Annotated in this window: 24 protein-coding genes, 2 tRNA genes and 3 pseudogenes; 16 read left to right on the top strand and 13 right to left on the bottom strand. The window is 55.1% G+C overall.

All coding sequences use genetic code 11. The annotated features are described in order from the left end of the window. Positions 1–87: 87 nt before the first annotated feature. Positions 88–1,521 (bottom strand): sulfatase-like hydrolase/transferase, encoded by a 1,434-nt coding sequence (locus tag E2K80_RS01030; RefSeq protein WP_135371931.1) that lies wholly within the window; start codon positions 1,519–1,521, stop codon positions 88–90. A 209-nt stretch (positions 1,522–1,730) separates the two neighbouring features. On the opposite strand from E2K80_RS01030, the gene E2K80_RS01025 reads away from it, so the two are divergent. The 5 genes from E2K80_RS01025 to E2K80_RS01005 are packed head-to-tail and all read left to right on the top strand — an operon-like array spanning position 1,731 to position 6,808. After that, entirely contained in the window at positions 1,731–2,630 is a 900-nt protein-coding gene (locus E2K80_RS01025) for a tripartite tricarboxylate transporter substrate binding protein (RefSeq protein WP_168193063.1), read from the top strand. A gap of 60 nt (positions 2,631–2,690) precedes the next feature. Continuing rightward, a complete protein-coding gene (locus E2K80_RS01020) occupies positions 2,691–3,164 on the top strand; it encodes a tripartite tricarboxylate transporter TctB family protein (protein ID WP_135371927.1) in 474 nt (157 codons plus the stop codon). Positions 3,165–3,166: 2 nt separating this feature from the next. Next, on the top strand, positions 3,167–4,648 hold the full coding sequence (locus E2K80_RS01015) for a tripartite tricarboxylate transporter permease (RefSeq protein WP_135371925.1): 1,482 nt from the start codon (positions 3,167–3,169) through the stop codon (positions 4,646–4,648). Next, complete coding sequence (locus E2K80_RS01010; protein ID WP_168193062.1) at positions 4,645–5,349, top strand: FadR/GntR family transcriptional regulator; 705 nt, start codon at positions 4,645–4,647, stop codon at positions 5,347–5,349. Before E2K80_RS01015 ends, E2K80_RS01010 begins: the two co-directional genes overlap by 4 nt. A gap of 22 nt (positions 5,350–5,371) precedes the next feature. Further along, on the top strand, positions 5,372–6,808 hold the full coding sequence (locus E2K80_RS01005; protein ID WP_135371921.1) for a sulfatase family protein: 1,437 nt from the start codon (positions 5,372–5,374) through the stop codon (positions 6,806–6,808). 297 nt (positions 6,809–7,105) lie between these two features. Here E2K80_RS01005 and E2K80_RS01000 read toward each other — a convergent pair whose 3' ends face one another. Beyond that, positions 7,106–8,167: a hypothetical protein gene (locus tag E2K80_RS01000; protein WP_135371919.1), complete on the bottom strand. Its 1,062-nt coding sequence runs from the start codon at positions 8,165–8,167 to the stop codon at positions 7,106–7,108. 703 nt (positions 8,168–8,870) lie between these two features. On the opposite strand from E2K80_RS01000, the gene E2K80_RS00995 reads away from it, so the two are divergent. The 3 genes from E2K80_RS00995 to E2K80_RS00985 are packed head-to-tail and all read left to right on the top strand — an operon-like array spanning position 8,871 to position 13,127. Beyond that, the gene (locus E2K80_RS00995; protein WP_135371917.1) at positions 8,871–10,199 is read left to right on the top strand and encodes a hypothetical protein; all 1,329 of its coding nucleotides are present in this window, start codon (positions 8,871–8,873) and stop codon (positions 10,197–10,199) included. Positions 10,200–10,216: 17 nt separating this feature from the next. After that, positions 10,217–12,181 carry an SNF2-related protein gene (locus tag E2K80_RS00990; RefSeq protein ID WP_135371915.1) on the top strand — a complete coding sequence of 655 codons (1,965 nt, stop codon included), beginning with the start codon at positions 10,217–10,219 and terminating at the stop codon, positions 12,179–12,181. After that, complete coding sequence (locus E2K80_RS00985; RefSeq protein ID WP_135371913.1) at positions 12,159–13,127, top strand: DUF3883 domain-containing protein; 969 nt, start codon at positions 12,159–12,161, stop codon at positions 13,125–13,127. The genes E2K80_RS00990 and E2K80_RS00985 overlap by 23 nt, the downstream gene beginning before the upstream one ends. Positions 13,128–13,150: 23 nt before the next feature. Here E2K80_RS00985 and E2K80_RS00980 read toward each other — a convergent pair whose 3' ends face one another. Both E2K80_RS00980 and E2K80_RS00975 read right to left on the bottom strand, forming a co-directional pair. After that, on the bottom strand, positions 13,151–14,806 hold the full coding sequence (locus E2K80_RS00980) for a DNA cytosine methyltransferase (protein ID WP_168193061.1): 1,656 nt from the start codon (positions 14,804–14,806) through the stop codon (positions 13,151–13,153). Between the two features lie 164 nt (positions 14,807–14,970). Next, the gene (locus E2K80_RS00975) at positions 14,971–15,174 is read right to left on the bottom strand and encodes a helix-turn-helix domain-containing protein (protein ID WP_238475746.1); all 204 of its coding nucleotides are present in this window, start codon (positions 15,172–15,174) and stop codon (positions 14,971–14,973) included. A gap of 78 nt (positions 15,175–15,252) precedes the next feature. Between E2K80_RS00975 and E2K80_RS00970 the strand changes: the two genes are divergently transcribed. The 3 genes from E2K80_RS00970 (at position 15,253) to E2K80_RS00960 (ending at position 17,678) form a co-directional block, all read left to right on the top strand. Beyond that, the gene (locus E2K80_RS00970) at positions 15,253–16,020 is read left to right on the top strand and encodes a ParA family protein (protein ID WP_168193060.1); all 768 of its coding nucleotides are present in this window, start codon (positions 15,253–15,255) and stop codon (positions 16,018–16,020) included. Continuing rightward, positions 16,017–16,874 carry a hypothetical protein gene (locus tag E2K80_RS00965; protein ID WP_135371905.1) on the top strand — a complete coding sequence of 286 codons (858 nt, stop codon included), beginning with the start codon at positions 16,017–16,019 and terminating at the stop codon, positions 16,872–16,874. The genes E2K80_RS00970 and E2K80_RS00965 overlap by 4 nt, the downstream gene beginning before the upstream one ends. Before the next feature lie 183 nt (positions 16,875–17,057). After that, a complete protein-coding gene (locus E2K80_RS00960; RefSeq protein WP_238475607.1) occupies positions 17,058–17,678 on the top strand; it encodes a metallophosphoesterase in 621 nt (206 codons plus the stop codon). Here E2K80_RS00960 and E2K80_RS00955 read toward each other — a convergent pair. The 3 genes from E2K80_RS00955 to E2K80_RS00945 all read right to left on the bottom strand — a co-directional run bounded on the left by E2K80_RS00955 (position 17,659) and on the right by E2K80_RS00945 (position 19,843). Then, the gene (locus tag E2K80_RS00955) at positions 17,659–18,450 is read right to left on the bottom strand and encodes a hypothetical protein (RefSeq protein WP_135371903.1); all 792 of its coding nucleotides are present in this window, start codon (positions 18,448–18,450) and stop codon (positions 17,659–17,661) included. The genes E2K80_RS00960 and E2K80_RS00955 overlap by 20 nt on opposite strands. Further along, the gene (locus E2K80_RS00950; RefSeq protein ID WP_135376427.1) at positions 18,437–19,606 is read right to left on the bottom strand and encodes a tyrosine-type recombinase/integrase; all 1,170 of its coding nucleotides are present in this window, start codon (positions 19,604–19,606) and stop codon (positions 18,437–18,439) included. The genes E2K80_RS00955 and E2K80_RS00950 overlap by 14 nt, the downstream gene beginning before the upstream one ends. A gap of 147 nt (positions 19,607–19,753) precedes the next feature. After that, positions 19,754–19,843: transfer RNA gene (locus tag E2K80_RS00945), tRNA-Ser, on the bottom strand. Between the two features lie 199 nt (positions 19,844–20,042). Between E2K80_RS00945 and E2K80_RS00940 the strand changes: the two genes are divergently transcribed. The 5 genes from E2K80_RS00940 (at position 20,043) to E2K80_RS00920 (ending at position 21,943) form a co-directional block, all read left to right on the top strand. Next, positions 20,043–20,270: a hypothetical protein gene (locus E2K80_RS00940; protein WP_135371901.1), complete on the top strand. Its 228-nt coding sequence runs from the start codon at positions 20,043–20,045 to the stop codon at positions 20,268–20,270. A gap of 59 nt (positions 20,271–20,329) precedes the next feature. After that, entirely contained in the window at positions 20,330–20,686 is a 357-nt protein-coding gene (locus E2K80_RS19365) for a transposase (RefSeq protein ID WP_238475606.1), read from the top strand. A 32-nt stretch (positions 20,687–20,718) separates the two neighbouring features. Continuing rightward, positions 20,719–20,792: transfer RNA gene (locus tag E2K80_RS00930), tRNA-Cys, on the top strand. Positions 20,793–20,886: 94 nt separating this feature from the next. Continuing rightward, the gene (locus E2K80_RS00925; protein ID WP_135371899.1) at positions 20,887–21,261 is read left to right on the top strand and encodes a transposase; all 375 of its coding nucleotides are present in this window, start codon (positions 20,887–20,889) and stop codon (positions 21,259–21,261) included. A 64-nt stretch (positions 21,262–21,325) separates the two neighbouring features. Further along, positions 21,326–21,943, top strand: a complete 618-nt coding sequence (locus tag E2K80_RS00920) for an IS630 family transposase (protein ID WP_135371897.1) — start codon at positions 21,326–21,328, stop codon at positions 21,941–21,943. 119 nt (positions 21,944–22,062) lie between these two features. Here E2K80_RS00920 and E2K80_RS00915 read toward each other — a convergent pair. From E2K80_RS00915 to E2K80_RS00885, 6 genes and pseudogenes are all read right to left on the bottom strand, one after another. After that, positions 22,063–22,170 (bottom strand): annotated as a pseudogene (locus E2K80_RS00915) (transposase); the annotation flags it as partial. 32 nt (positions 22,171–22,202) lie between these two features. Further along, positions 22,203–22,754, bottom strand: a pseudogene (locus tag E2K80_RS00910) (IS30 family transposase); the annotation flags it as partial. Continuing rightward, the gene (locus E2K80_RS00905; RefSeq protein ID WP_238475605.1) at positions 22,688–22,843 is read right to left on the bottom strand and encodes a CRISPR-associated endonuclease Cas1; all 156 of its coding nucleotides are present in this window, start codon (positions 22,841–22,843) and stop codon (positions 22,688–22,690) included. The gene E2K80_RS00905 and the pseudogene E2K80_RS00910, both read right to left, overlap by 67 nt. Positions 22,844–22,852: 9 nt before the next feature. Then, positions 22,853–23,409: pseudogene (locus E2K80_RS19360) on the bottom strand (IS5 family transposase); the annotation flags it as partial. 232 nt (positions 23,410–23,641) lie between these two features. Beyond that, positions 23,642–24,106, bottom strand: coding sequence for an Hsp20 family protein (locus tag E2K80_RS00890; RefSeq protein WP_135371891.1), 465 nt, complete (start codon positions 24,104–24,106; stop codon positions 23,642–23,644). Between the two features lie 148 nt (positions 24,107–24,254). Beyond that, positions 24,255–25,100, bottom strand: coding sequence for a trypsin-like serine peptidase (locus tag E2K80_RS00885; RefSeq protein WP_238475604.1), 846 nt, complete (start codon positions 25,098–25,100; stop codon positions 24,255–24,257). Between the last annotated feature and the right edge of the window lie 65 nt (positions 25,101–25,165).

The following is a 25,165-nucleotide window of genomic DNA, read 5'->3' as shown; positions in this document are numbered from 1 at the left end:
CACAACAAGACCGGGCGGCAGGTGAATGGGGAGGCGCGTTTAGTCCATGGAATAGCGCCGATCTGCGTTTGACGGAGCGCGTTTACATCATGTGTACCGGTTCCGCTCGGGCGTGTGGTCAAACCAGCGATAGGACTCCTCCGGTCTGGTCTTTCTCACCCAATTTCGAATAACCGAGAATTGTGCGCTTTTTATCGCCTGAGCATCCGCGATTTGCTTGACTGACCATCCGTCGAGCAATTGCGTTGATAGATCTGCCAAAGTGCTAGCATAGCGGACATCTTCCGCGAGATTGCACAATTCATCGGGATCCGACCTTAGGTCAAAAAGCTGAGCATCGTGGCCATCATACCAGATCAATTTGAACCGCCCTTGTCGCAGCATTCTGTGGCGGATATCGGGCAGTCGGATATTCATCAGTCCGCCGTAATAACTGCTGATACAGCGCCCGCCAGCAACCGGATCTTGGGTTAAAGAATGTCCGATGTGCCCCGGCAAACTGGCATTGGCCTGCTCAAGGATCGTTGCAGAGAGGTCGGCCAAGCTGGTCACCCGGCCATCCTGGTGGCCAGCTTCAAACCCTACCCCCCGAAGGATCATGGGGACCTTTGCGCTCTGATCATACATCACGCTTTTCCACCACAGCCCCCGCTCGCCCAAGCTTTCGCCATGATCAGAGGCGTAGATACTCAACGTGTTTTCGCGATCTTTCACCAAGTCGAAGACGCGCCCGCACATACCGTCAATCATCCGCACCAACCCGTAATAGGCGGTGCGGCTAATGCGCTGATTTTCATCCGATATTTCTGCGGTGCGACCCGCGGCGCGCCAGTCGGCAATGGCGGGGTGATCTTCGTTGGGTGGAGGTAATCGAGGGGGCGGCAGGGTGCCATCAAACGCATCGTAATCCTCCCGCGCGCAGATATAGGGCGGGTGCGGGCAGAAAAGCGAGGCCAGCACGAAAAAGGGTCGCCCCGTGTGGGCACGTTGGGCCTTGAGCGCCTCAATCGTCTCAATCGCCTGATCCGTCACGGCGTGATCATAGGCCTGGTAGGATGTCTCACCCGCTCCTGAATGGGCCAACTCGGGCCCGCGATTGCCCCTGCCTTTGGTCAACGGCCCGATCTCGGGCGGGTTGCCCCCCGGATAGCTGGCACCGATATCGCCGATGGGGCGATGGGCAAAACCATGCAGCTGATCCGGCCCATAAAAATGCATCCGCCCCACCAGGTGGCAATCATAGCCCGCCGCGCCCAATGCGTGGGCGATGGTGGGGATGTCAGAGGGCAGGTAGGCGTCGTTGTTCAGTACACCCGAAACATGCGGCTCCAGCCCCGTCAGAAACGACATGCGCGAGGGCACGCAGAGCGGCGAATTGCAATAGGCGTTGGTGAACCGCGTGCCAGCAGCGGCCAGCGCATCCAGCGCCGGGGTCTGGGCATGCGCGTCCCCCGTGCAACCCATAACACGCGCCGCGTGCTGATCCGTCATGACCATCACGATATCGGGCCGAACATCCATAATTGGTTGGTCCTTTGCAGAGTCTGATTTTAAATTGGTCTAGACGACTGGGCCTGTTTTGTCTATTGGTTAGACCGATTTTATCTTGAGAAATCGGCAAATCGGGAGGAAAAATGCTGAATCTTAAAGGAATTCGAGATATTTCGAATCGGGTCCGACATCTATGCGGTATTGCGGCTGTGGCCGGGATTGCCGCATCGGTTGGACCAATGACAGCAACCGAGGTGCAAGCGCAGAGCTTTCCCTCAGAGCCGATCGAGGTGATTATCCCCTTCAATCCGGGCGGGCGCACCGACACGGTTGCGCGGCTTTTGGCGGAAACCATTGAATCGAATGGGTGGCTGGATCAGCCGATGGTGGTGGTGAACGCCGCTGGTGGCGCGGGCGCAAATGCCGTGAACCAAATGCGCCGGGGCGAGGCCGATGGCCATACCATCATCCATTGGCACCATCAGGCGCTGATTGCGATGGCGATGGGCCTGGGGGATTTCGACCTCGGGGATTTTCGGTCCATTGGATATACCGGCGGCGGTAGCCCGGTTTGGGCCGTACGGGCCGATTCCGAGTTCGAGACCATCGAGGATCTGATTGCGCATCTGCAAGCTGAACCGCGCAGCCTGGTTGAGGCCGTGGGCATCGGCACCATCCCGCATTTCGTGGGCGGCATGTTCGCCAATGCGGCCGGATTTGAAACCCGCTATGTGACCGCCAACAGTGGCTCGGACCGTCTGCGCCTTCTTTTGGGCGGGAATGCCGATATCGCGCTTTTCGCCGCCTCGGAATTCCTGCTTCAGGGCGAGGATCTGCGGGCGCTGGTCTATTTCGGGCGTGAACGCCTGCCGGATCTGCCCGATGTACCGACCGCAACCGAACTGGGCTATGACGTTTCCTGGGCCAACCCAAACTGGTGGCTGGCCCCAGCGGACACGCCCGATGAGGTGATCGAGGTTCTGGCCGGTGCGTTGGAACAAGCGATTTCGGACCCCGACATCGTGGCGCATTTCAATTCGAACACGCTGGAGCCCTATTGGATGAGCGGTGATGACGCACTAGAACAGGCCGAGAGCATTCTTGAGGCGCTGAACGAAGTGGCCACGACCATTCAATAAATGAAGGACCGGCGCGCGGCGGGGAACGCGGCGCGCCGACGGGCCGGGGAGAGCCCTACCATGACATCGAAACAGGCCAGAGCGTTGGGCGATCTTGCATTACTCGGCGTCATTTTTCTGGGCGTGGCGCTTTTGTTCATCGGGGCCTCGACCCTGCCGCCACCACGGTTCGAGCCGCTCGGCTCGGCGGCAATGCCGCGCATCCTGGGTGCGGCGCTGGTGCTTTTGTCCTTGCCGGTAGCCTGGGTTGCGATCCGAGATCTGATGGCGCGGGAGGCCGATGCAGAGCGTCAGGCGCTGAAGCTGCCTTATGGTGGGGCGCTGGTTCTGGCCACGCTGGTCGCCTATGTCGCGGCCTTGGATTTCGCGCAGGCGCCTTTCGTGCTCTCGACAACCGCTTTTGTCGCCGCGATCGGCCTGATCGTTGACCGGGTCAACCTGCGGGTGCTGGCGATCTATGGCGGGCTGGGGCTGATCCTGTCCAATGCGCTGCTCTACGTCTTTTCCAACTTCCTCTATGTGCAGATCGGCTGACCATGCTTGATGCGTTTTCGCTTCTCTTTCAGTGGCATAACCTGCTGATCCTGGCGGGCGGCACGGCGCTTGGCATCGTGGTGGGGGCCATTCCGGGTCTGACGGCCTCAATGCTGATCGCGCTCACCCTGCCGCTGACCTTCCATATGGATCCGGTCAGCGCGGTAACGCTGTTGATCGGGGAATATGTCGGCGGGATTTCCGGTGGGCTGATCACCGCGATCCTGCTGAGGATGCCGGGCACACCGGCCTCGATTGTCACCACATTTGACGGCTATCCGATGGCCAAAAGCGGGCGGGCGCAGCGCGCGCTGGCCTTGGGCATCACGGCCTCGGTCGCGGGCGGGATCATCTCTTGGGTCTTTCTTGCAGGCATGTCGCCCTCGCTGGCGCGGTTTGCGCTGCAATTCGGGCCTTGGGAATACTTCGCGCTGGTGCTGATGGCGCTGGTGATGCTGGCGGTGCTGGCGCAGGGATCGCTGGCCAAGGGGCTCTTGGCCGCCGCTTTGGGCATGGCCTTTGCCTTGCCGGGGATCGACAGTTCCATCGGGCAGGCGCGGCTGACCTTTGGCAGTTCTGCGATGCTGTCAGGCTTTGGCATTTTGCCGGTTCTGATCGGCGCCTTTGCCATCAGCCAGGTCTTGCGCGACGCCTCGGCCCCCAAGATGCAGACTGAAAAGATCAACATGCCGAAAGAGCGCCTGCCGGTCTATCGCTCGGACATGAATACTCATGGCGCCAATATGATGCGATCCTCGGTCATTGGCACTTGGATCGGGCTTTTGCCGGGGATCGGCGCCAATATCGCGGCGCTGGTCTCTTATTCCACTACCAAACAGCTATCGCATGAGCCCGAGAAATTCGGCACCGGGCATGAACCTGGCGTGGTCGCGGGCGAGAGCGCCAATAACGCCTCAATCGGCGGCGCGCTGATCCCGCTGATTACGATGGGCATCCCCGGCAGTGTGACCGAAGCCATCCTGATCGGTGCGCTGACCATCCATAATCTGCAACCGGGGCCTTTGCTGTTCCAGAACGCGCCCGAGATCGCCTATGGCATCATCGCCGCCTATCTGATCGCCAATATCTTCATGCTTTTGATGATGTGGAGCGCGGTGCACCATATCGCCAAGGTTGTTCACATCCCACGCGCGGCCCTGCTGAGTGTCATTCTGGTCTTCTGTGTGCTGGGCTCTTACGCGGTGAATAACAGCTTTACCGATGTCTGGGTCATGGTCGCCTTTGGCGTCATCGGCCTGGTGCTGGAAGCCACCAAAATGCCGCTTGGGCCTTTCGTGATCGGCTTTGTCCTCAGCCCGATTGCCGAGGAACAATTGCGCGCCTCGCTGATGATGGCCGATGGAAATGTTGCCGACATCCTGACCCGGCCCTACGCCCTGCTTTTCCTCGCACTATCGGCATTGACCGTTGCATGGCCCTGGATCATGACGAAAATCTCCAGCCGAAAGGGGACTGGGGCATGAGCGCGCTTGATCTTCCCTCTGGCGGACGCCGTTATTTGCAGATCGCCCAGGATCTGGCTGATCAGATCACGGCGGGCGCCTATCAGTCCGGCGATCGCCTGCCGCCTGAGCGCGAGCTGTCGGTACAGCTAGAGGTCAGCCGCACCACAGTGCGCGAGGCGCTTCTGGCGCTGGAGATCATGCGCTATGTCGAGATCCGCGTGGGCGCGGGCGTGTTCGTTCTGCCCGAACATCTGCGCGGGCAGGAAAACGGCGATCTGATCTCGCCCGAAACGGTGGGCCCTTGGGAGGTGCTGGAGGCGCGGCGCATGGTTGAGGGCCACTCGGCCTTCGCTGCGGCGGGCCGGATGACGCCCGCAATGCTGGAGCAGATCGGCGCCACCATCACCCGTATGGAGGCGGCCATCAATGACATCCCCAAATTCGACATGGCCGATGCCGAGTTTCACGCCCTGATCGCGCGGGCGGGCGGCAATGCGTTGATTGAGTCCTATGTCGCCCATCTCTGGGCCATGCGGGGAAACTCGCTGTGGCAGACCTGGTATGACCAGACCCGCAAGGTCGAGAACCGTCGCCGGTCGATCAGCTGCCACAAGGCGATCTATCGCGCGCTTCAACGCGGCCAGGCCGATGTGGCGCGCACCGCGATGGAATCGCATCTCGACATGCTGGCCGACCGCTTTTTCGAACTGAACCTATAGCCCATTTGCCGGGGAGAGAGATTTGTCTGACAAACCCGATATCGTGATGATCGTCACCGATCAGCAACGCTACGACACGATCCGCGCGCTTGGCGCAAGCCATATGGATACGCCCAATCTGGACCGTCTGGCCGAACGGGGCGTGACATTCTCGAACTGTCATGTGACGGCGCCAAGCTGCGTGCCATCGCGCGCCTCGCTGTTCTCGGGCTACTATCCGCATACCAATGGCGTCTTGGCCAATGGGCAGGCGTGGGAGCGCACGTGGGTTTCAGACCTGCAAGAGGCTGGCTATCAAACCGTCAATATCGGCAAGATGCACACGATCCCCTATCTGGCACCCGCCGGCTTTGACGAACGCTTTGTCGTTGAAAACAAGGATCGGTATATGGAGGGGCGGTATTTTCTGGATGAATGGGACAGGGCGCTGGCGGCCCATGGTCTGGTGAAACAGCAGCGCGAAAAATACCGCGAATTTCCAGATTACAAGGACCGCCTTGGGGCCTTCACATGGGATCTGCCGCCCAACCTGCAGTCGGATAATTTTGTAGGCGGCATGACGCGCTGGTGGTTGGAGACGAAGCCCGTTGAAAAGCCGCTCTTTCTGGTTGTCGGCTTTCCCGGACCCCATCCGCCCTATGACCCAACCCCGGATTACGCCGAGAAGTACATGGCGCGCGATGTGCCTTTGCCGGTTGTCACCGATGAAGAGATGGACGCGCTACCGCCGCCGCTGAAGGAAAAACGGATCCATGACGTCGAGGTCGATCATGACTCCGTCAGTTGGAAACTGAACCCGACACGCGACGAACTGCATCGGATGCGCGCCTATTACTATGCCAATGTCGAGATGATCGACCGTGAGATCGGCGATATTCTCGACGCGCTTGAGGCGCGCGGGCGGCTGGACAATACGATCCTGATCTTCACCTCGGATCATGGCGATTGTCTGGGCGATCACGGGCTCAGCCAGAAATGGTCCGGCTATGAAGAGGTCACGCGTGTGCCGCTGATCATCTCGGCACTAGGTCGCATTGAGGGCGGGCGCGAGGTTGAGGAGCTGGTGCAGCTCTTCGATCTAGGCCCCACCATTTTGGAATGGGCGGGCGTCACACCCGATGCCAGTTTCGAGGCTGAAACGCTGAATCCCGCGCTTGAGGGCGACGCCTTCGCCGGTCGCGACCATGTCTATTGTGAACAAGGCGGCGATGTGAATCTGACGGGCACCACGTTTTTCACCATGATCCGCTCCAAAACTCATAAGCTGGTACATTTTCAGGGACAGGACTACGGGCAGCTTTTCGACCTGAGATCAGATCCGAGAGAGGTGCAAAACCTCTGGGACGTTCCTGAAGCAGCAGCAGTCAAGCAGGACCTTTTGAACACCATGCTCAACTGGCATATCGATAGCGCCCTCGCCACGCGTGACGCCCGAAAACGCGTGGTGTCGAGTGGGTGAGTGCCTGGATTGTTCAGAGCCAGGGACGCCCACATATACCAATAGGGCCAATGAACCCGAAAGCCTTTCTGATCCTCCCGCATTGAAGTGGTCCTCCGCTATGTTTATGCGGATTTTCCCCCAAGCGCTGATCCACAAGGGAACCCATGCCCCTTGTGCGCGGGCCGGGTCGGAAGTGATGGTTTCGGCTTCCCAGCTTTTGATCCGGCCTAATCCTGCCGCCTCTGGTCTAGCGCTGGAGGTTGAGTCTCCGAATGCTTACGGCAAAACTTGCTGTGCGAGCAAATTGTAATCCCGTCAAACTTCGTCTTCATCTTCATCTTCAACATACGTCAGAAGTTTCGTCTTCTGGACCTCTGATCGGTAGTCTTGGATCAACTCCCGAACGTCATCGACGGTTTGCGCCAAGTCTTCGTCATAGTCTTCATCTTCTGCATCAAGTTCGGGTGGCAAAACAAAATCCACATCGCCGCCGTCCTCAGAGAATTTGATGTGACGATCCACGGCTTTTTCGAGCTTGGCAATTTCCTCAGGCTTTGCACTGGGTGCGATCTCCTTAATAGCCTCGAGAATAGTGGCTTTGCCGCTCGCGCGCCGTTCATCCTCTTGCCTTTTAAGGTCTTTTTCAATCGCATCGGACATCATTTGAGACCGGCGAAGTTCTTCCCTCTTTAGCTGAAAATCCAAATAGTCATTGGCTATGCTCGCAATATGTTTGGAAACCGTTGCTAGAATTTTGGTGACGATTGGAGTCGCACTGAGAGTGTAGATTATGGACCCATTCTGCGCACCAACAACGGCTACGTCTTCGGGCTTTTCGCCAGCGACGGCGGTTACACCGCTGATGATGAGTTCCCAATCTGTCGCTGTTTTCTTCCAGTCACGCACGTTTTCGATAGCGGCATTTTCTTGGAAAACAACGTTGAAGACATAAGGTGTCGGGGCATCTACTTTGTCGGCGTCAGAAAAACCCACCTGTCCGGCTGAAGTCTGGAACGCCTTCAACAGGCGTTGCGCTTCCTGTAGTTTTTGTTGGCCTTGCTGGACCGTTTGGAAAGTCGTGGCGGGGTCGTAAGTAGTAGCCCTAACGCGATGGTTGATCCAAGCTTTCCCTTGCTTGCCGACGAGCTTTGCCACTTCTAGGTTTTCCAAAACGCCTAGCTGCAACGTGGAAAGTTCAGACGTCTGCATGTCTGCAAGTGCTCGCGACAGTTCTTTAAGCGGTTGCGTTACAGGCTGTTGGCTTGGCTGCTGTGAATTGTTCTGCAGCACAGCCACCAATGCCGTGAACTTTGGCATCACATCAGAGAGGTTTTCCTCCAACCATTCTGACAACTGCACAACCTGTGAAACTTCCATAAAACAATATCCTTTTCTCAAAAATGCGTCTTACCAGCGATATATGGAACTGACACGTAATGCCATAAGGTTGTAGCCCATTATGAAGCTTTCCGAATAGAGACAACCCACTTCGGAAAAAGCCAACAGTTTTGAGGATACTAATTTGCGTCGGCGTTAGAGAGGTGCCGTTAGGGCGAAAGGGCTATCGACCCCGCCGTTGCCAATGGCGCGCTGCTATCACCGAGCTACCCCGGCATATCTGTGGTCAAACCGCCAGAATCGCACGCACATTAGGTGTGGCAATAATACTATAAAAATTCTACCCCTGAGCGTACCCCAGCGCCCGATCTGCGCTTTTCTTAGGATATACCAACCCCGAAGGGGTGCAGATTAATATCTTGATTTTATTGATTTTTTGTGGCGGAGACGAAGGATTCCTATTATTCACTTAATATTCTGATATAAAACAATATTATCCCTTGAATCTCGAAACATACCACAGAAAATACCACAGCCCGTCCCTCACGCAGAATACAGTACCGTCAACATGCGGAGCAAATCGATTGGCTACCTCAGACGACCAATGGAGCTTCACCTTAGAGGGAAACAGTGCTCTTTGCGAGATAAACCACTGGGCAATCCTTGAGCTCACGTCTAAGTTGCTGAGTGCGCAGCATAAGCTTCGTTGCCGCTTTCATTTTGTGAATTTTCTGGGGGCTAGATGGTTCTTTCGACAGATATCCGAAAAAAAAAGCTATCGGAGGTAAAGGCCTCTGAAGAAGAAAGCCAAGGCAAACAAAAACTCTACTACATGAACGAAACGCAGAGTTTTGATGTCTACAGAATTGACCTCGATTTCCTGATCTATAATCGGCACAACGGCAGGATCGAAGCCGAAATGTTGACTTGGGAGCAAGAAAATTCTGCTCCGTATGACGCATACGATGATGAACTTCATGCAAAGATTGGAGCGTTCCTTTGGGAGTCGAATAAGGGGCGAAACAAGACGACCCTCACTGACTTGGCTGCAAAGGGACAACAGAGGCCAGGAATTGTCAGTCTTGACGGTGTAATAATCGATGGCAATCGGCGAGCAATGCTGCTGAGGAGGCTAGAAGAAGCGCCCAAGGGCAAAAAGGAAAAACAGTATTTCGATGCAATTATTCTTCCTCATGCGTATGCGGACAATCAGACCGAGATTGTTCGACTTGAGACTCAGTATCAACTGGGTGAAGACGCAAAAGTCGAGTATGGGCCGCTTCAAAAATACCTCCATGCTCGCCGCCTCCACGATGATCTGAACATCGACGAGAGAGAGATTGACACGCTGATGGGCGAACGCCCTGGGTACACAAAGAAGCTCCTAGGGATCATGCAACTCATGGATGATTATTTGGAGCATATTGGCTGTCCAAAGCTCTATCTGATGCTCAAGGACACCGATGGCACCAAAGAAGGGATGTTCGTTGACCTATATGCGGATTTGCGACGCTTAGAGGCAGGTGACCTGAAAATTCCATGGCCCTATGATCAGGAGATCGATCCGCTTCAGTTAAAGCTGATACAGTTTGACTTCATCCGCTATGGTCAATTCGCCGACGCAAAAAAGGTGTACAGAGAGATTTCGCACAACAGCAAAGGAAAGAACTTCTTTGCTAACAAGGACATCTGGGAGCGCTTTCGCGATAGTCATGCGGCGGAGGTTGACCCTGTCACTATGGATCTCGGCGACCTTAGATCTTTTATACAAGAGGATCCTGACGCTTACGCCTCAAGATTGGATGCGGCACGTGCACGCGACAGAGTATGGTGTGAAAAAGTTCAAGACGCCATGAAAGGTAATTTCGGCCAAGCCAGCTATAAACTGGGCTTGGCCACTGACGATCTGATGCCTGGAGAGCACCTGAAGCGTGCTAAAGATCAACTTGAGAAAATTGATATTGAAGCAGACGGACTGCTTAACTCTCCGGAAAATGAAGGATTAGCGGTCGAGATAGGAAGACTAATCTGGGAGATCAAGAAACGTTTTGATCGCCAATCTAAGAAATAAAGTTTTAGGGCGGATGAATGGCCACCATCGAGTATAATACTGAAGATGAAGTGTTGGCCATTCATGATGTTGGCCAGGCGGTGCGTCACCCGCTTCTTGCTGCTTTCACACGACAAGCCAACGGCTTCGTTGATGAGGCAGGAGTAATTCATGTTCCAACATCTTCCACAGAGCTAACGACCCTATATCGAACCATTGCGAGACTGTTTGATAAACTAAAGATCAACATCGAAACTGGTGAGCATGTGTCGGATGCAGTGCGAAGCGTGGAATCCGAAGAGGCTCTATTTGACGAGTTCTCCCGAAAAGCAAAGGAAATATGGGAAGCACAGATCGACACTTCTGATTTTCGGCGATTTGTTGAGATCGTTGAGGAAAAGTGCCCAGGCCGTGTGTTCTATCGCAAGCAATTGCTTTCAGCTTTTCATCTAGCGTTTTCTCAAAATGCTTGCAATTTTTCAGTTCCCGGAGCCGGTAAGACCTCAGTTGTATACGCAGCCTATGCGTATTTGAGCAGTTTGGGGCTCGATGATGCTAAGTCGGTTGATCGCCTGCTAATTGTCGGGCCACTGTCTTCTTTCAAAGCTTGGGAGGATGAGTTTGCAGCAATTTTTCAACGTAGCGCGTTAGCCAAGAGAATATCTGGACAGATATCGATGGACGCTCGTATCGAACATCTTCGAGGCATATCTGTTGCCTCGAGAACTACGGAGCTAACGCTCACAACATATCAGACGCTCGCGAACATGGAGGAGGAGATAACTACCTTTCTTCAACATGTCGGTACTCGCGCCATGGTCGTTCTGGATGAAGCTCACTACATCAAGAGCAGCGACGGTCAGCAAGCTGCCGCCGCCCTGAGGTTAGCACCACTAGCGAGGTCGCGTGTCGTGCTCACCGGAACACCTGCTCCGAATGGTTACGAGGATTTATCAAATCTTTTCCGATTCATTTACCCAAATCGCAACGTGGCCGGATTTCCTCCGGCAACGCTTAAAGCCATGACCGATGGCTCGATGCCTGGTGCCGTCACTGAACTCAAGAAGCGAATACAACCGTACTACACTCGCATACGAAAAACCGACCTCTCTCTTCCAAAAGTTGAAGAGAAAAGGGTCGAAGTTCCTATGATTGGGGATCACGAAAAAATTTATCGCACCCTTGAAAAGCGGATCGTGCCGCATCTGGGACAGCACTTTGAAGATTCGTCTGCGGGTATCCGACTTCGCGCTAGACTAATTCGACTGCGGCAAGCTGTAGTGAATCCGGAATTGCTTCTCCGCCCCCTAGAACAAGAGGAAGGTATCTTCGATACAGGGGGCACCGGAGATTTAAACGTTGCTGAACTCGAAGTCGCAGACCTTGTTAACCGGTTTGTCGCAGACACAAACCTTGCCCGACTTGACGTATGCCGCAGTTTAGTAAAGTCGGTATTGAATGAACAAGGCAAGGTGCTGATCTGGTCTTATTTCTTGGGAAACCTCGAACTCCTGAAGCAAGGCTTGTCGAGCTATGCGCCATTCGTCGAAGTATTGACCGGCGCGACTCCGGTTGCGGATCGAGAAGGTGATGCACCTCCTGAAATCGGCACTCGAGAAGAGATAATTGATCGTTTCCACTCAACTTCCGGGAAGGCGGTTCTGATCGCGAATCCCCAAGCTGTTGGTGAATCGATCTCTCTCCACAAAGCCTGCCGAACTGCCATTTATTTCGATCGTGACTTTAATGCTGGGCGCTTTATTCAGTCGAAGGACCGTATTCATAGATACAACCCTTTAGGAGGTCGCACCGTGACCTACCATCATTTAGTGACCCCAGCCTCGGTAGATAAGGATATTGATGCAAGGCTAACAATCAAAGAACAACGTTTGGCTGAACTTGTTGACGCCGACGACATCCCACTTTTGACAGCAGCCGAAGACAATGACCAGGCAGATCTTCGCATGATTTTTGAGAGTTATGAGCACCGTAAGACCAAGTGATGGCCTACTTTCGGCAAGCGACACGATCAGATTGATCGAGTTGCTGGCCAAGCGCAGTTCTCCCGTTGATGGAGAGGCACTGCTCTTCGATCTTGCCGCAACAAGCCCGATTTCCTGGTCTCGCGCCAGGAACACAATTGCAAAGCTCTCAAGCTACGGAATGGTTAGGCAAGCTGGCCCCTCAAGCCTTGAGGTTGCCAAACCCCAGACAAAAGACTGGTCTAACGCAATCGTCGCACAGCTAGCACAAGACTTAGCGGCACGAATAACTAGAGACAATGCTTGGTCATGCCTCAAGCGTGAGTCTACCTCCGGTGAATTCAGAATTGACTCGATGACGCTTCCTTCGTTGGAAGATGGCCTTGGCCTCTGGATTACCGAATTTGGAATTGCAACCCGTAGTAGTTTTGCAGCTCGTTATTGGACAGTAGTCATAGAACACCAACACCTTTTCCTTGCTGAAGCAACTAATGCCAATCGAAAGCTTCCACGTCGATCAAAGTCTGCGGCGCGTTTGGCAGCTGACTTGGAGAGACAAGCACATCACGGCGAAGCAGCCGAAAAGTGGGTGCTCGAGTTTGAGCGCAGGCGTCTGAGCAAACATCCACTCCGGGACCAGATACGACGAATATCGATCGATGATGTCGCGGCAGGCTACGACATCCTTTCCTTCGCGTCCGAGGGTTCATTAAACCATGACCTTTTCATTGAGGTGAAGTCGCATGGGGTGACAAAGCTCTTTCATTGGTCCCGAAATGAAATTGCCACCGCCAGGGAATTTGGCCAAGAATACGCACTCTATCTCGTTGACAGAGAACAAACCAGCAAAGCAGAATACTCGCCACATATAATTATGGCACCATACCCCGAGATGTTTTCATCGCCAGATAGTGGATGGAAAGTCGAGGCAACGTCGTTTGAACATGTAGCGTTACACGATGGATGAACGCCTACTGGTTCGGGCAAGGCTTAACTTTTGTTTGCTTTCGTGTGAAATGCAGGAGGGCGGCTCTTTTGTGCAAGTACAGGGTTCAATGAAGACCCCAGAAGCAAACCCGCTATGATCAAAACCGAGTTGCGATGAAGTTTTGCCACACCAGGAAGCTCCTCGCTAGCATCCGGGTGTTGCTGAAGGAGAGCGGCATCTACCAAACCTTTGGCTTCTTCCTCATAAGGGATCAAACTTTCAATCAGTAGCGAACCCGCTTCGTCGAGAGCATCCAGCAACATGAACGGACGTGTACCGCCTGGCCCCTTGTGCGTCCAAACGGTTTGCATGTTGGCGATATCAGCCGATCGGGCAAAGGTTAACGCTGAACATGTTACCGATGAAACTGTGTTAGCCAACTCATCAGTCATGGATTCTATCATATGGTGGTAAAGATCTGAGTCCAACTGAAGGCTTTTGATCTGCTTAGAGGTACCAAAATAAAAATATACCTGCCAGCTGACAAAATCTGCAGAAGTATCGTTACGCAACTCAAACCGAACACCGCTCTTCAGTTGCAAACTTGGCACTGCAAAGCGAAAGGATCTGTTTGCTGGATAGCGCGCACCTACTCGATCGGGAGGTGTATCAATTGGTATTGGTTTGGGCCGTGTCAGACCGCGCGACGCGGTCTTCAAGTCCAGATCATCATCAATTTCCTGATCATTTAATACCTTCCCCATCAAATACGAGAATGCAGGTGGGACTGCATTGCCTATCATACGAAGCTTCTGACTGTACGATGATCCATAGAACTGAAAAGTGATCGGGAAGCCTTGCAAACAAGCGCGCTCTCGCAGCGTCAATCGCCGAAAATCGGTTGGCGACCCTTCGGCAGGAATGACAACACTTTCGCGAGAGACACGAGTACACGTAGCCGTAATGGTTCGGACGGACCGATCGAGTGCGTCTGGAAAAGGCATGGCGTTGTATATGACGTGCGTAGTCTTATTGGCTCGATTTATTCTGACTTCTTCCTCGCTCAGGACGTCCTCCTTAACATGATCGGATAGCTCTTCTCTTGGCACGGAAACTCCAAAAAGTGGATCAGCAACTGGCTCAGCGGAGAGTGCGGCAATGACGTCACCCAGTGTATGGGTCTTCACTTCGGTGCGGTAAGCTTGCAGCTTCTTGAAGTCGAAATTTCCGGCAATGCAACGGCGGCGGCGCTGCGGCAAGCCGTATTCCGACATATCCACAATATGCGTTGCGCATCCGAGATGACGAAATTCTGCCAGCTTTCCGCCTAGCTCGAGCTCAGCATCAATGATCTTTGAAACTCTCGGGACGTTTTCCATCGCCCAAAACCGAGGTTTGAGATGGTCTACAATCGCTAGGAACTTCTTTATGTCTCTTAGACCATCCTCAAGGTTCCCCCCACCTCCGCGGTTACTGAACGAAAATTGGGTGCAAGGCGGGCTGCCAACCACAATATCTATATCGGGCGGAAGATCATCCAGTGAAAGCCTACGAATGTCCACCGTTTGCGCTTGATGGGCATTGTTCTTAAAGTTCGTCTCGTTCGCTGGCCCCCAGAGCTCATAAGAAGAAATGACATCTATACCAGCAAGACGTAGACCAAGTGACCAGCCGCCGACGCCAGAATATAAGTCAATCGCTCGCAGGTTACTGATCATGGTTTTGCCATCCAAATGAGCATTGGCGCTCCGCAACACTTGAACACTATTCCTGAGGAATGGACAAGATCCTTTTCGGTCACGTCTGTCAAAGACCCTGACAGCACGTGTTCCAATTGGCGACATCGAATCAACAGTTAGCGATTTCTAAAGTAGCTTCTATCTCAGTCAGGCTTGACTAAATCGACATGACTGACCCCTAGTGCTTGCGCTAACTCATACAAGGTGATCACAGTAGGATTACGCCTACCTCGCTCTAGGCCGCTTAGATACTGCTGACTGAAGCCTGAACGCTCTTCAACTTGCTCCTGCGTTAAGCCCTTCTTACGCCGAAGGCGTGCAAAATTATTTCCAACTAGTTTGCGCATATCCATGCAACAGACCATTGGAAATTACATACTTTAATGTTATCTACTATATTATGTATTTTGCAGATTGAGGTTCCGATGAAGACCATTGTGATGTTTGCCAACAAGGGCGGCTCTGGCCGCACGATTGCAACGATGGCGCTTGCGTCTGGCTTTCTGGCGCAGGGTAAGCCCGTCGCGGTGATGGATTGCACTGATCAGGCGGGGACCAACCCAAAAGGTCGCCAACCCTCGACCTTGCAAAACTGGATGATGCAAATGGCGGCCTGCAAAATCCGCCCACCGCAACTGGAGCTGATCGAATGCAGAACACGCGATGAGGTCGAGGACAGCGCCGCCGCTGCTGATGCCCGTGGCATTGATGTTCTTCTGATCGACACAAAGGCTCGGCTGGATGAACCGCAACTCGCGGCGCTTGGTTTAGCTGATCTCATCATTGCCCCTGCTATCAGCCCGTTTGAGGCCAAGTGCATTGTTGAAGGCATCGATCAGTATCTTGGAACGCCCGAAGACCTGATGTGCCTGATCACTGGATGCAGAAACGGTGCCGGTGAAGCTGCCGAAACCCGAACAGCTTTCGGCTATCACTCTGTGTTCCAATCGGAGCTACCTTGGGCCGAAGCAATCTCCGATCAGATCCTCAACGGCGATATCGCACATTTCGTCTCATCGCTCGCGTGCAAGCCCGACAGGCCCGGTTTCGCCCGCTATCGCGATGCTCTTGCCGCCTGGAATGCGGTACAACGCCTTACCCACGAGGTCGAATGGGCCTTGGACGGTCAGCGCTTGGAACCCTTTACCGGCGACCAGTCCCCCTATGCATTCAAAAGAAAGGCCGTCGCATGATCCGCACATCGCTGACACTTGGAGTGGCTCTGGCCTCGATAGCGCTGCCTGTCGCAGCAGAAGACGCGCTGACAGCATTGCCTGCACCAGAAGCCCGTCCCTATCCATACGAAATCCTCGGCCTCCAACCCGGAGACCCGCTCAATGACGTTCTGGCCGTCTACGCAGAACGCAGCGACGCTGCCCCAACGAGCGAGAGCGAAGTTCTGCGGGTACAATCCCCTGACGGCAACGTGTTTGAATTCACATACCAGCAGTTCAGCCGAAGCGGCGATGTTGGTGTCAATGGCAGGCTTACTGGCGCAGATCAGGATCAGGTGACAGCCACCCTGTCGTCCGATGTGATGGAACAACGCCCTATGGCGATCCACCGCTCCATGCGCCAGCCAAGCGACGAGCTGCCTGAGCCGCTGGAACTGAAGGCGCAGATCGAGGGGCTCTATGGTCCTCCGTCCCGCGTCGAGATTGATGGGCGCACCATGACGCTGACCTATGCCTGGAGCACCGAAGGCTTCATTGAGGATCTGGATGCACTCGGCGAACTGATCCATGAGGAAACCCGCACCGAGATGGGTCGGGAGCGCACCATCCGGACGACTTACGAGCTGTGCGGCAACTCCCGCCACTATCGCAATGACGTGTCTTACCGCTTCGCCTATCCGCGCGATGAAGAGATCAAAACGGGCTGCCTCGCCACCTTCACTGTCACTTATCGTGGCGAGCCCGGCAGCACTCTCATCGGCTTTTCGCTGGTCGATTATGAACTCGGCCGTCAGCATATGGCGGAGCTTGATCGGCAAATTGTGGAAGCCCTGACCGGCCAGGAGGTCGAAGCCTCGGACATGGACCTGTAATCATGGATAGCCAGACGCAAAAGAACCCGCTATGAGGCGCACATGATCATGAAGCGCAAACATATCACCCTGATTTAACGCTCGCACATATGGCGGGCGGCATCGCGCTGTTCGCCTTTGATGATCGTGCCATCTCCGCAACCGCTCTTGAGGCCGCCGCCATCAACCGATGGAGATGAAGACATGACCAACTGGTACACCGCAGACCCGCATTTCGGGCATGAGAACGTCATCAAGTTCTGTGGCCGCCCCTTTCGGTCGGCCAATCACATGGACGCGGTTCTGATGCAAAACCTCTGGGCAATGATCGGACCCAAAGATGCGCTTTGGATCATCGGCGATTTTGCTCATGGGCCAAAAGCCAAGGACACCGACTGGCTGCGCAAGCTCTTCGACAAACTGCCCGGCGCGGAAAAGCACCTCATTGTTGGCAACCATGACCTGGAACCGACGCAGGCCCTGCCGTGGACCAGCGTTACGCATCTGGCCGAGGTGCGTGACGGACCCCAGAACCAGGCGCATACACTCTGCCATTACCCGATGATCACCTGGAACCACGCCCGTCGCGACGCGCTCCAGATCTTCGGCCATGTCCACAACAACTGGCGCGGCTCACGCAACAGCGTGAATGCCGGGGTCGATGTCTGGGGCTACATGCCTGTCCGGTTCGAGGACATCGCGCGCCGCGCCAAGACGCTTCCCGTGAACAAGCATTCAGGCGATACCTTGAGAGCCAAACGAGCGTTCTTGAGGCACACTTTTGTTGGGGAGACTGGGAGTTCTGTTAGCGAACTTCATAAATGATTGGCCCCGCTGGAGCAGGAGGCTCTTCAACATAATGCTCTTCAAGGATATCGATGTATTTTTTCAGCTGATGGTCGTCGCGCGCAAGTTTTTGAGCCTCCCGCGCGTAACGGTAGAAGTTAACTGGAATACCTGCCCGAGAGAAAATCTCTTGCGCACACTTACCAAAATCACCTTCGGGAACCTGCTCCGTTACGCCAAGAGTAATGCGTTCGTCAGAGTGGACCTCAAATAGAGCCCGCACTACGATTGCAACAGTTCGTGCTCTTTGATGCCCGGATTTCCCCTCACGCTCCTTGGCGTATTCAGAGAAGAGAACATCGATAAGCTCAAGTAAATCCGCCCATTCTAAAGGAGACTTGCAGGCTGCATTGTCAACCCACAGTGAGACCGGAGATGGAAGCTCCTTCATGCGACAAAGCGCGCGCGCCAATTCGGCATCCGACGCATCGTTAGCGCCAGCACGTTCGAGACGCACGGCTTGTTTGACCAACGTCCTAGCCGTCCGCGTTTGCTTGATGACCTTACGGATGTCACCGATTTCCTGCCCTTGATCGGAGTGCATCCAAACCGGCCCTTCGTATGAATTTAACATCAATGCCGCTGGCAAATAGGTCTCTTGGTAGTCCAACGGAACTCTAAGCCATTTCTCTAGGCAACCCGTTATCTCGCGGGCGGCACGATACATGATGTAGTCATGATTTGAGGCACCGTGTCTCAGCGCTGGTAATTTCAATTTGCGCCCGTTCTCCCAAATTTCACGAGGCAACATGATCGCACCACCTTTCCATCAACTGTCGACGCTTTTCCAACAGGTCGGACCGCGCATAGGCGCGCTCAACGTCTGAACCGACTGTGTGTGCAAGGCTAAGCTCGGCGACCTCACGCGACACCCCGGCTTGTTCCGCAGCCCAGTCCCGAAAGGTGGACCTAAACCCATGGACAGTAATACCTTCCATCTTCATCCTACGCAGCAACATCAGCATTGCCATGTTGCTCATTGGCTTGTGGCGTTTCTGACCTTCGAATACGACTTCCGATTTCAGAGCCTTCAACGGCTCGATAACCGCCAGCATCGCTGCGGTAAGCGGAACGCGATGCTCCTGGTCTGCTTTCATGCGCTCTGCCGGGACAGTCCATAGCCTCTCGTCGAAATCAATCTCTTCCCAGCGGGCATGCAAAACCTCGCTCGTGCGACTGGCTGTTAAGCAAGTGAACATCAGCGCCTTTGCTGCCATGGCCTCTTTCGTTGCCAGCTCGGCGTAAAAGTCTGGAACGTCTTTCCAGTGCATTGCCTTGTGGTGTTGTACCTTCTGTTTGACTTGCGGCAAAACGCGCGCGTCCCGGATCGTTGTCACGGGGTTCTCGCCATCTCGAAACCCCTTGGACTTCGCCACGTCCAGCACGGCTTTGATCCGCTGAGCGAGGCGTTTGGCTGTTTCATGTTTCTCTGTCCAAACCGGCAGCAGGACTTGTAGCACTTCGGGCTGACCGACCTCCGACACTGGCAAGCGTCCGATCTTGGGGAAGGCATACTCGGCCAGCGTATTGATCCATTGCTGGCCGTGCTTGGGGTTCTTCCATGTCGGAAGGCGCTCGATGTGGACTTGCCGCGCGATCTCCTCGAAGCAGGGGATTTCTTGGCGTCCATTGTAGCGTGGATTGATGCCTTTCTTTGCGAGGCGGCGATACTCCAGGGCCCGGTCTCGCGCTTCGTTGAGGGTCACGACATCCGCACCGCCTAACCCGAAGTCAGTTCGCAAAGGCTTGCCTTCGCGGTTACGTTGGCCCTTCACTGTGACACGTACGATCCAGCGTCGTGCGCCAGTTGGATCGACCACGAGGTACAACCCGCTCCCATCACCATGACGACCGGGGCCGAGGGTTCGGACCAAATTCTTCGTCAGCTTTCCGCTCAGAGCAGCCATCAAGATACCACGATTCCTACCACGCAATGAATAGAAACGAGTCTAATCGAAGAGAAACCAAAAGCAACAACGAATGCAGATAAACCAGCAAAAACAGCCCCATAAGGGGTTGAATGAGTACCAACAGAATTGAATGAAAATGGTGGGTGGCGGAGACGAAGGGATTCGAACCCTCGAGACGATTCCTCGCCTACTCCCTTAGCAGGGGAGCGCCTTCGACCACTCGGCCACGTCTCCATCGGCGGGGATACGCTGCTAAGCTTTGATGTTCAAGGGCATTTCAGCCACGAATAGCCATTTCTCGCTGCCCTCAGCAGGTGCAAAGAGTATCTTTAATCGCATCAGAAACTGTCCAAACATCGCGGAATATGACTTGCCCCCGATACTTCCCTCGTTCTGATGTAGAGTTTGGTCAACCTTTCGAAGGAGCAAACGAATGAGAAAGAGCCGTTTTACCGAGGTGCAGATCATCGGGATGATCAAGGAACAGGAAGCCGGGATGCTGGAGCGCAAGGGAATGATCATGAACCACAAGAAGCTCTATCGGCTCTACATAGAGATGTTCTACAACGCAAAACGCAAGCACACCAACAACGGCATGCTGTCGCCCGTTGATTTCGAAACCAGGCAGCTCAATCGTATCCGTCCGGTTTGCCTGCTCTGACGCGGCATAGGATGCGGTGATATTGTCCACCATCGATAGTGGACATCTTGGGGCACTCCATGTCGGGCAAGAAGGGCCAAAAGAAGCGTTTCTGGTCGGATGATGAGAAGCAATCCATTTGCGACCAGACGCGGGCTCCCGGCGTTTCGGTTGCGCAGGTTGCGCGTCGGTATTCGATGAATGCCAATCTGATCCACAAATGGCTACGTGATCCGCGTTTTGTGCCATCTTACGCCGAGCCGGAGGATGATATTGAGGTTTCTGATTTTCTCGAAGTCGCGGTGACCGCATCTGATTTCCCTGTTGCGCCAAACACCGACACGGCAATAGCCAACGGCGATCTTTCTGCTACTCGGCCTTGCGCTTACAACAGAACGAGGATAGGTCGTAAATGTATAAAACAACCTATGTGCTGATGCGCCTTTGACAGTCGCGAAAGCCTTAAGTCGGCGAGTTGGCGGAGTGGTTACGCAGCGGATTGCAAATCCGTGTACACCGGTTCGATTCCGGTACTCGCCTCCATTTCATTCTAGAGCGTTTTGCGCCTGATTGGATTCGGGATTCCCAAATGGTTTGAACCGTGATTCCTTGTTTTCAAACAACAAGGGCGGTCTTTATGGGGAAACCTCATCCGATGGAGCTTCGGCAACGTGTTGTTGCGCATGTCGAGGCAGGTAACACGCATCACTCAGCGGCGACGCGGTTCGACGTTTCCGTCAAATTCGTCAATGACATGGTCAAGCTGAAGCGCGGGACGGGATCGCTTGCGCCGACACGCCAGGGTCATCGCGGTATCGGCAAGCTGACGCCTCACAAAGATTGGGTGCGCGCGCAGGTGGACGCCAAAGGCGAGATCACGCTTGACGAAATGGCGGCGCGTTTACAGGCAGAGCGCGGCGTGTCTGTCGCTCCTACAGCATGCTGCCTTAAACCTGAGACATCGCACATCACAAATGTCCCGGGAACGCGAAGCGTGGCAGGGTATTTGTGAGTCAAGTTTAAGGCAGGGTGCTTTAGCTCGGTCTGGCGACTTTTTCAGCGGCTCGGGCTGACGCATAAAAAAAGACCTGCAAGCTCTTGAGCAGAAGCGTGCCAAGGTTGCCCGGCAAAGGCATATCTGGATCACACACAGCCAGCCGTTCATGGCACATATGCTGGAACGTATTGGCTTCATTGACGAAACCTGGCTGAAAACCAACATGGCCAAGACGACCGGCTGGGCACCGCGCGGTCAGCGGCTGGTCGATCACGCGCCTTTCGGGCACTGGCGCACGCAAACCTTTGTCGCGGCGTTGCGACATAACAGGCTGGACGCGCCATGGGTCATCGACGGTGCCATGAACCGCGTGACATTCGATACCTACGTCGAAACCCAACTCGCACCGACCCTGAGCAAGGGGGACGTGATCATCCTGGACAACCTTTCCAGCCACAAAAGTGCGCGGGCCGCCGAAATGTTGCGCGATGTCGGTGCGTGGTTCTTGTTCTTGCCGCCATACTCGCCCGATCTCAACCCCATAGAGATGGCTTTCTCAAAGCTCAAAACGCTGATCCGAAAAGCCGCAGCAAGAACATATGACGCGTTATGGAACGCGGTCGGTCAAGTGTGCGATCTCTTCACGGACGAAGAAGGCTTCAACTTCTTCAAAGCCGCAGGATATGGAACCAATTAAACGCAAAACGCTCTAAATCATAGGGTTAGCGGCTGATCGGTCGGGTGTGACACAAAGTGGGACACACGCCCTATGATGCTGTCATCCTATCTAAGCCCATCAAGACACGGGATTTACTACTTCCGCTGGCGGTTCTCCTCCGCCATATCCTTCATCTCAGACATCAAAGACGCATCCATGCCGCCAAACTTGGCGCGCCATTTGTAGAAGCTTGCGCTGCTCATTCCTGGTGGCTCAAGGGTCGTTGCGACGGTATCCTCTATCTCAGTTTCATCATCTCTTCTCTGAACGCCTCGGTCGGGGTGCGCCATCCGAGGCACTTTCTGGGTGTGCCGTTCAGGCGGTCGCAAATCGCGTTCATATTGCGATTTGAGAGCGCCGCGAGCTGGGTGTCTCGGGGTAGATATCGGCGCGCGCGTTTATTCAGGTTCTCGACCGAACCTTTTTGCCAGGGTGCTTGCGGATCGCAAAACCAGCTTTCGGTCCCGATGCCCGACTTCAGCTTGCGCCACGCGCGGAACTCGAAGCCGCGGTCGAAGGTGATCGAGCGCCTTGCAGGCTGGGGCAGGGGTTCCATCACATCCATCAGCTTGTTGACGAAGTGTGTCGAGCTGCGGTCGTTGTTGAGGAACAGGATAGCGAAGCGGGTCTTGCGCTCGACCAAGGAAGCGACATTCATCTTGCCCGTCTTCTTCTCAAAGATCATCAAGTCACCTTCCCATTCTCCAAATGTCTTGCGGCTCTTCACGTACTCGGGCCGATGATGAATGGACCGATAGTCGGGTGCAAGCCTGCCGCGACGACGGCCCGCGCCGTCGCGGCCCGTAAGACAGTGTAACCGTAATTCAGGAGAGCGTTTTCATCGCTCGCGCCTGTATCCCGTCGAAAGTCGGGGCCCATGGCCTACGGCGGGATCACAGCAGTCGCGCCACGCGTATCAAGGTCTTTGAGCAGCCAGTCGGCGTCGAACGCTTTGTCCGCCAGCAGCGCGTCAAAAGAGACATCGCGGATCAGCGGGGCAACGCCCTTCATATCGTGCGCCTGCCCCGGCAGCAGCAGAAACCGGATCAAGTTTCCAAGCGCGTCCACCAGCGCCACGATCTTGGTCGTCAACCCGCCGCGCGAGCGCCCAATGGCCTGAGCTTGAGTCCCCCTTTTGCGCCGGTCGGCTTTTGGTGAACCTGAACAATCGTGCCATCGATGAGCGCGTATTCGAGGTCGCGATCATCACTCAGCACGTTGAAAAGACTCTCGAAAACGCCCGTCTTAGCCCAGCGGCGAAACCGCCGGAACTGACTGTTCCAGTTGCCGAAGGCTGGCGGCAGATCGCGCCACGGAGACCCGGTACGAACGCGCCAGAACACAGCCTCAAGGAACAGCCTGTTGTCTTTCGCCGTCACCCCGCAATCGCTGGCCTTACCCCGCAAATGCGGTTCAAGCCGCCGCCACAACACATCCGACACCACAAACCGCTACTCGTCCATTCAGACCTCCCGTTTGGGACTCTGAATCAGAAATCAACGCAAATGGAAATCCTTATTGTCCACGGGCCCTAGCTGCGTGTGGAAAACTCGAGTTTCCACACGGAATTCTGCAGAATTCCGGCACCCGGGCTTGCGGTCAGTCCAGCCTGACGCTGGAGCAGAAAAACGCAGCCCCTTGGGGGACTGCGCCAATGTCATTCCGAAAAAAGCCGTATCAGGCGGCGTTGACAGCCTCTGCGTCAAGCGCCCTGGGACCTGCGCTGGTGATCGCAATCTGGCGCGGTTTCAGCGCCTCGGGCACTTCGCGCATCAATTCGATATGCAGCATCCCGTGTTCATGGGACGCACCGGTCACCCGCACATGATCGGCCAGTTGAAACCGTTTCTCGAACGCCCGCGTGGCGATGCCACGATGCAGATAGGTATGCGAGGTGTCATCCTTGGCCTTCCGCGCGGCAACGATCAGCTCTGCTTCGCGCTGCTCAACGGTCAGTTCTGCCTCAATGAAGCCCGCAACCGCGACGGAAATGCGATAGGCATCCTCGCCGGTCTTTTCGATATTGTAAGGGGGGTATGTGCTGGTGCCCACATCCTGCGTCATCACGCGGTCCAGCAAATCAGTCATCCGGTCAAAGCCGACGGTAGCCCGGTACAGGGGCGACAAATCATAAGTGCGCATCACGTTATCCTCCGTTTGAGCGACAACTCATTTTGATCAGGCGGTCCATCACCGGACCCGCCAGGGGTTACGCCGCAGCCCCGTTCGGGCACCGCGACACCCAATATGTGTGACGCCGGATTTCCGGTTTCAAGAGGCGGCGGTCAGGTCAGGGCCGCACAAATCGCGCGCCCGAGCTTTCCCGGCCATCATTGGCACCTGACAGGCTGCGCACCTGCGGCAGGGACCGGACGAATTGCGCGTTTGAACGATCAAGCAGGTCCAGAAGCACCACAAGCTGCCCCTGCAACTCTGCCGACAAAGCCACCGGATCATCGCGCCAATCAGCTGTGGCGGACACAACAGACACCACATTCATCTGCCCGTCCCGGTCCACCATCACCGGGGACCCGGAAGACCCCTGCACAACCGAGCATGACAGGACCAGAACCCCCGGATCATCGGCCAGAACCTCACAATCATCCTCAAGCGAGGCAAACTCCTCACGCTCCGCCCCGTAGGAGACAACCTGAACATGATCCCCGGTTTCAACGCTGCCCCGTGTGGCCAAAGGCCGAATCGTCTGTTCGGGGATCGCCCTGTCCAATTGCAACAGCGCCATATCGCTGCGAATCCGCGACAGTTCTTCCGGCGAACCATAGGTGTAATCCGGGTGCAGGATGCTCTGCCGGACACTGCGCTGCGCCACGGCCCGGCCGTTTCTGAGCCCCGCGTTGAATGACAATGCGCTGTCGGGGCGACGGGTCGCCTCCTGATCGAACAGGCAATGGGCGGCGGTCAGCACCAGATCAGGGGCGATCAGCGTCGCGGTGCAAAACCCGGTGCCGGTGTCAAGGCGGCCCACGGCCTCCCACCCGCGCAGATCATCGGCGGTGTCAAGCGGACGCAAGGCTGTGTCAGGTTCGATACTGGGCAAAAACTGCCCTTCTGCCCGGGCCATCGGCACCGGGGCCAGAACCAGACCAATCACAAACAGACGCAAAAAAGCCTTCATAACCGGGTCTCCACACAGATTTCACCCGGCGCGATTTACGAGGCCAGTGGGGCGAAATTGAGGCT

It is taken from the genome of Rhodophyticola sp. CCM32 (assembly GCF_004751985.1).
Taxonomy (GTDB): Bacteria; Pseudomonadota; Alphaproteobacteria; order Rhodobacterales; family Rhodobacteraceae; genus Rhodophyticola.
Note: the sequence above shows the minus strand (reverse complement) of the source record. Positions and strands in the feature narration are given on the sequence as shown.

Bases quoted from the DNA above. Each gene is read 5' to 3' on its own strand.
- E2K80_RS01030 (WP_135371931.1), bottom strand. From the start codon at position 1,521: ATGGATGTTCGGCCCGATATCGTGATGGTCATGACGGATCAGCACGCG.
- E2K80_RS01025 (WP_168193063.1), top strand. From the start codon at position 1,731: ATGACAGCAACCGAGGTGCAAGCGCAGAGCTTTCCCTCAGAGCCGATC.
- E2K80_RS01020 (WP_135371927.1), top strand. From the start codon at position 2,691: ATGACATCGAAACAGGCCAGAGCGTTGGGCGATCTTGCATTACTCGGC.
- E2K80_RS01015 (WP_135371925.1), top strand. From the start codon at position 3,167: ATGCTTGATGCGTTTTCGCTTCTCTTTCAGTGGCATAACCTGCTGATC.
- E2K80_RS01010 (WP_168193062.1), top strand. From the start codon at position 4,645: ATGAGCGCGCTTGATCTTCCCTCTGGCGGACGCCGTTATTTGCAGATC.
- E2K80_RS01000 (WP_135371919.1), bottom strand. From the start codon at position 8,167: ATGGAAGTTTCACAGGTTGTGCAGTTGTCAGAATGGTTGGAGGAAAAC.
- E2K80_RS00995 (WP_135371917.1), top strand. From the start codon at position 8,871: ATGGTTCTTTCGACAGATATCCGAAAAAAAAAGCTATCGGAGGTAAAG.
- E2K80_RS00990 (WP_135371915.1), top strand. From the start codon at position 10,217: ATGGCCACCATCGAGTATAATACTGAAGATGAAGTGTTGGCCATTCAT.
- E2K80_RS00985 (WP_135371913.1), top strand. From the start codon at position 12,159: ATGAGCACCGTAAGACCAAGTGATGGCCTACTTTCGGCAAGCGACACG.
- E2K80_RS00980 (WP_168193061.1), bottom strand. From the start codon at position 14,806: ATGATCAGTAACCTGCGAGCGATTGACTTATATTCTGGCGTCGGCGGC.
- E2K80_RS00975 (WP_238475746.1), bottom strand. From the start codon at position 15,174: ATGCGCAAACTAGTTGGAAATAATTTTGCACGCCTTCGGCGTAAGAAG.
- E2K80_RS00970 (WP_168193060.1), top strand. From the start codon at position 15,253: ATGAAGACCATTGTGATGTTTGCCAACAAGGGCGGCTCTGGCCGCACG.
- E2K80_RS00965 (WP_135371905.1), top strand. From the start codon at position 16,017: ATGATCCGCACATCGCTGACACTTGGAGTGGCTCTGGCCTCGATAGCG.
- E2K80_RS00960 (WP_238475607.1), top strand. From the start codon at position 17,058: ATGACCAACTGGTACACCGCAGACCCGCATTTCGGGCATGAGAACGTC.
- E2K80_RS00955 (WP_135371903.1), bottom strand. From the start codon at position 18,450: ATGTTGCCTCGTGAAATTTGGGAGAACGGGCGCAAATTGAAATTACCA.
- E2K80_RS00950 (WP_135376427.1), bottom strand. From the start codon at position 19,606: ATGGCTGCTCTGAGCGGAAAGCTGACGAAGAATTTGGTCCGAACCCTC.
- E2K80_RS00940 (WP_135371901.1), top strand. From the start codon at position 20,043: ATGAGAAAGAGCCGTTTTACCGAGGTGCAGATCATCGGGATGATCAAG.
- E2K80_RS19365 (WP_238475606.1), top strand. From the start codon at position 20,330: ATGTCGGGCAAGAAGGGCCAAAAGAAGCGTTTCTGGTCGGATGATGAG.
- E2K80_RS00925 (WP_135371899.1), top strand. From the start codon at position 20,887: ATGGGGAAACCTCATCCGATGGAGCTTCGGCAACGTGTTGTTGCGCAT.
- E2K80_RS00905 (WP_238475605.1), bottom strand. From the start codon at position 22,843: ATGGGCCCCGACTTTCGACGGGATACAGGCGCGAGCGATGAAAACGCT.
- E2K80_RS00890 (WP_135371891.1), bottom strand. From the start codon at position 24,106: ATGCGCACTTATGATTTGTCGCCCCTGTACCGGGCTACCGTCGGCTTT.
- E2K80_RS00885 (WP_238475604.1), bottom strand. From the start codon at position 25,100: ATGAAGGCTTTTTTGCGTCTGTTTGTGATTGGTCTGGTTCTGGCCCCG.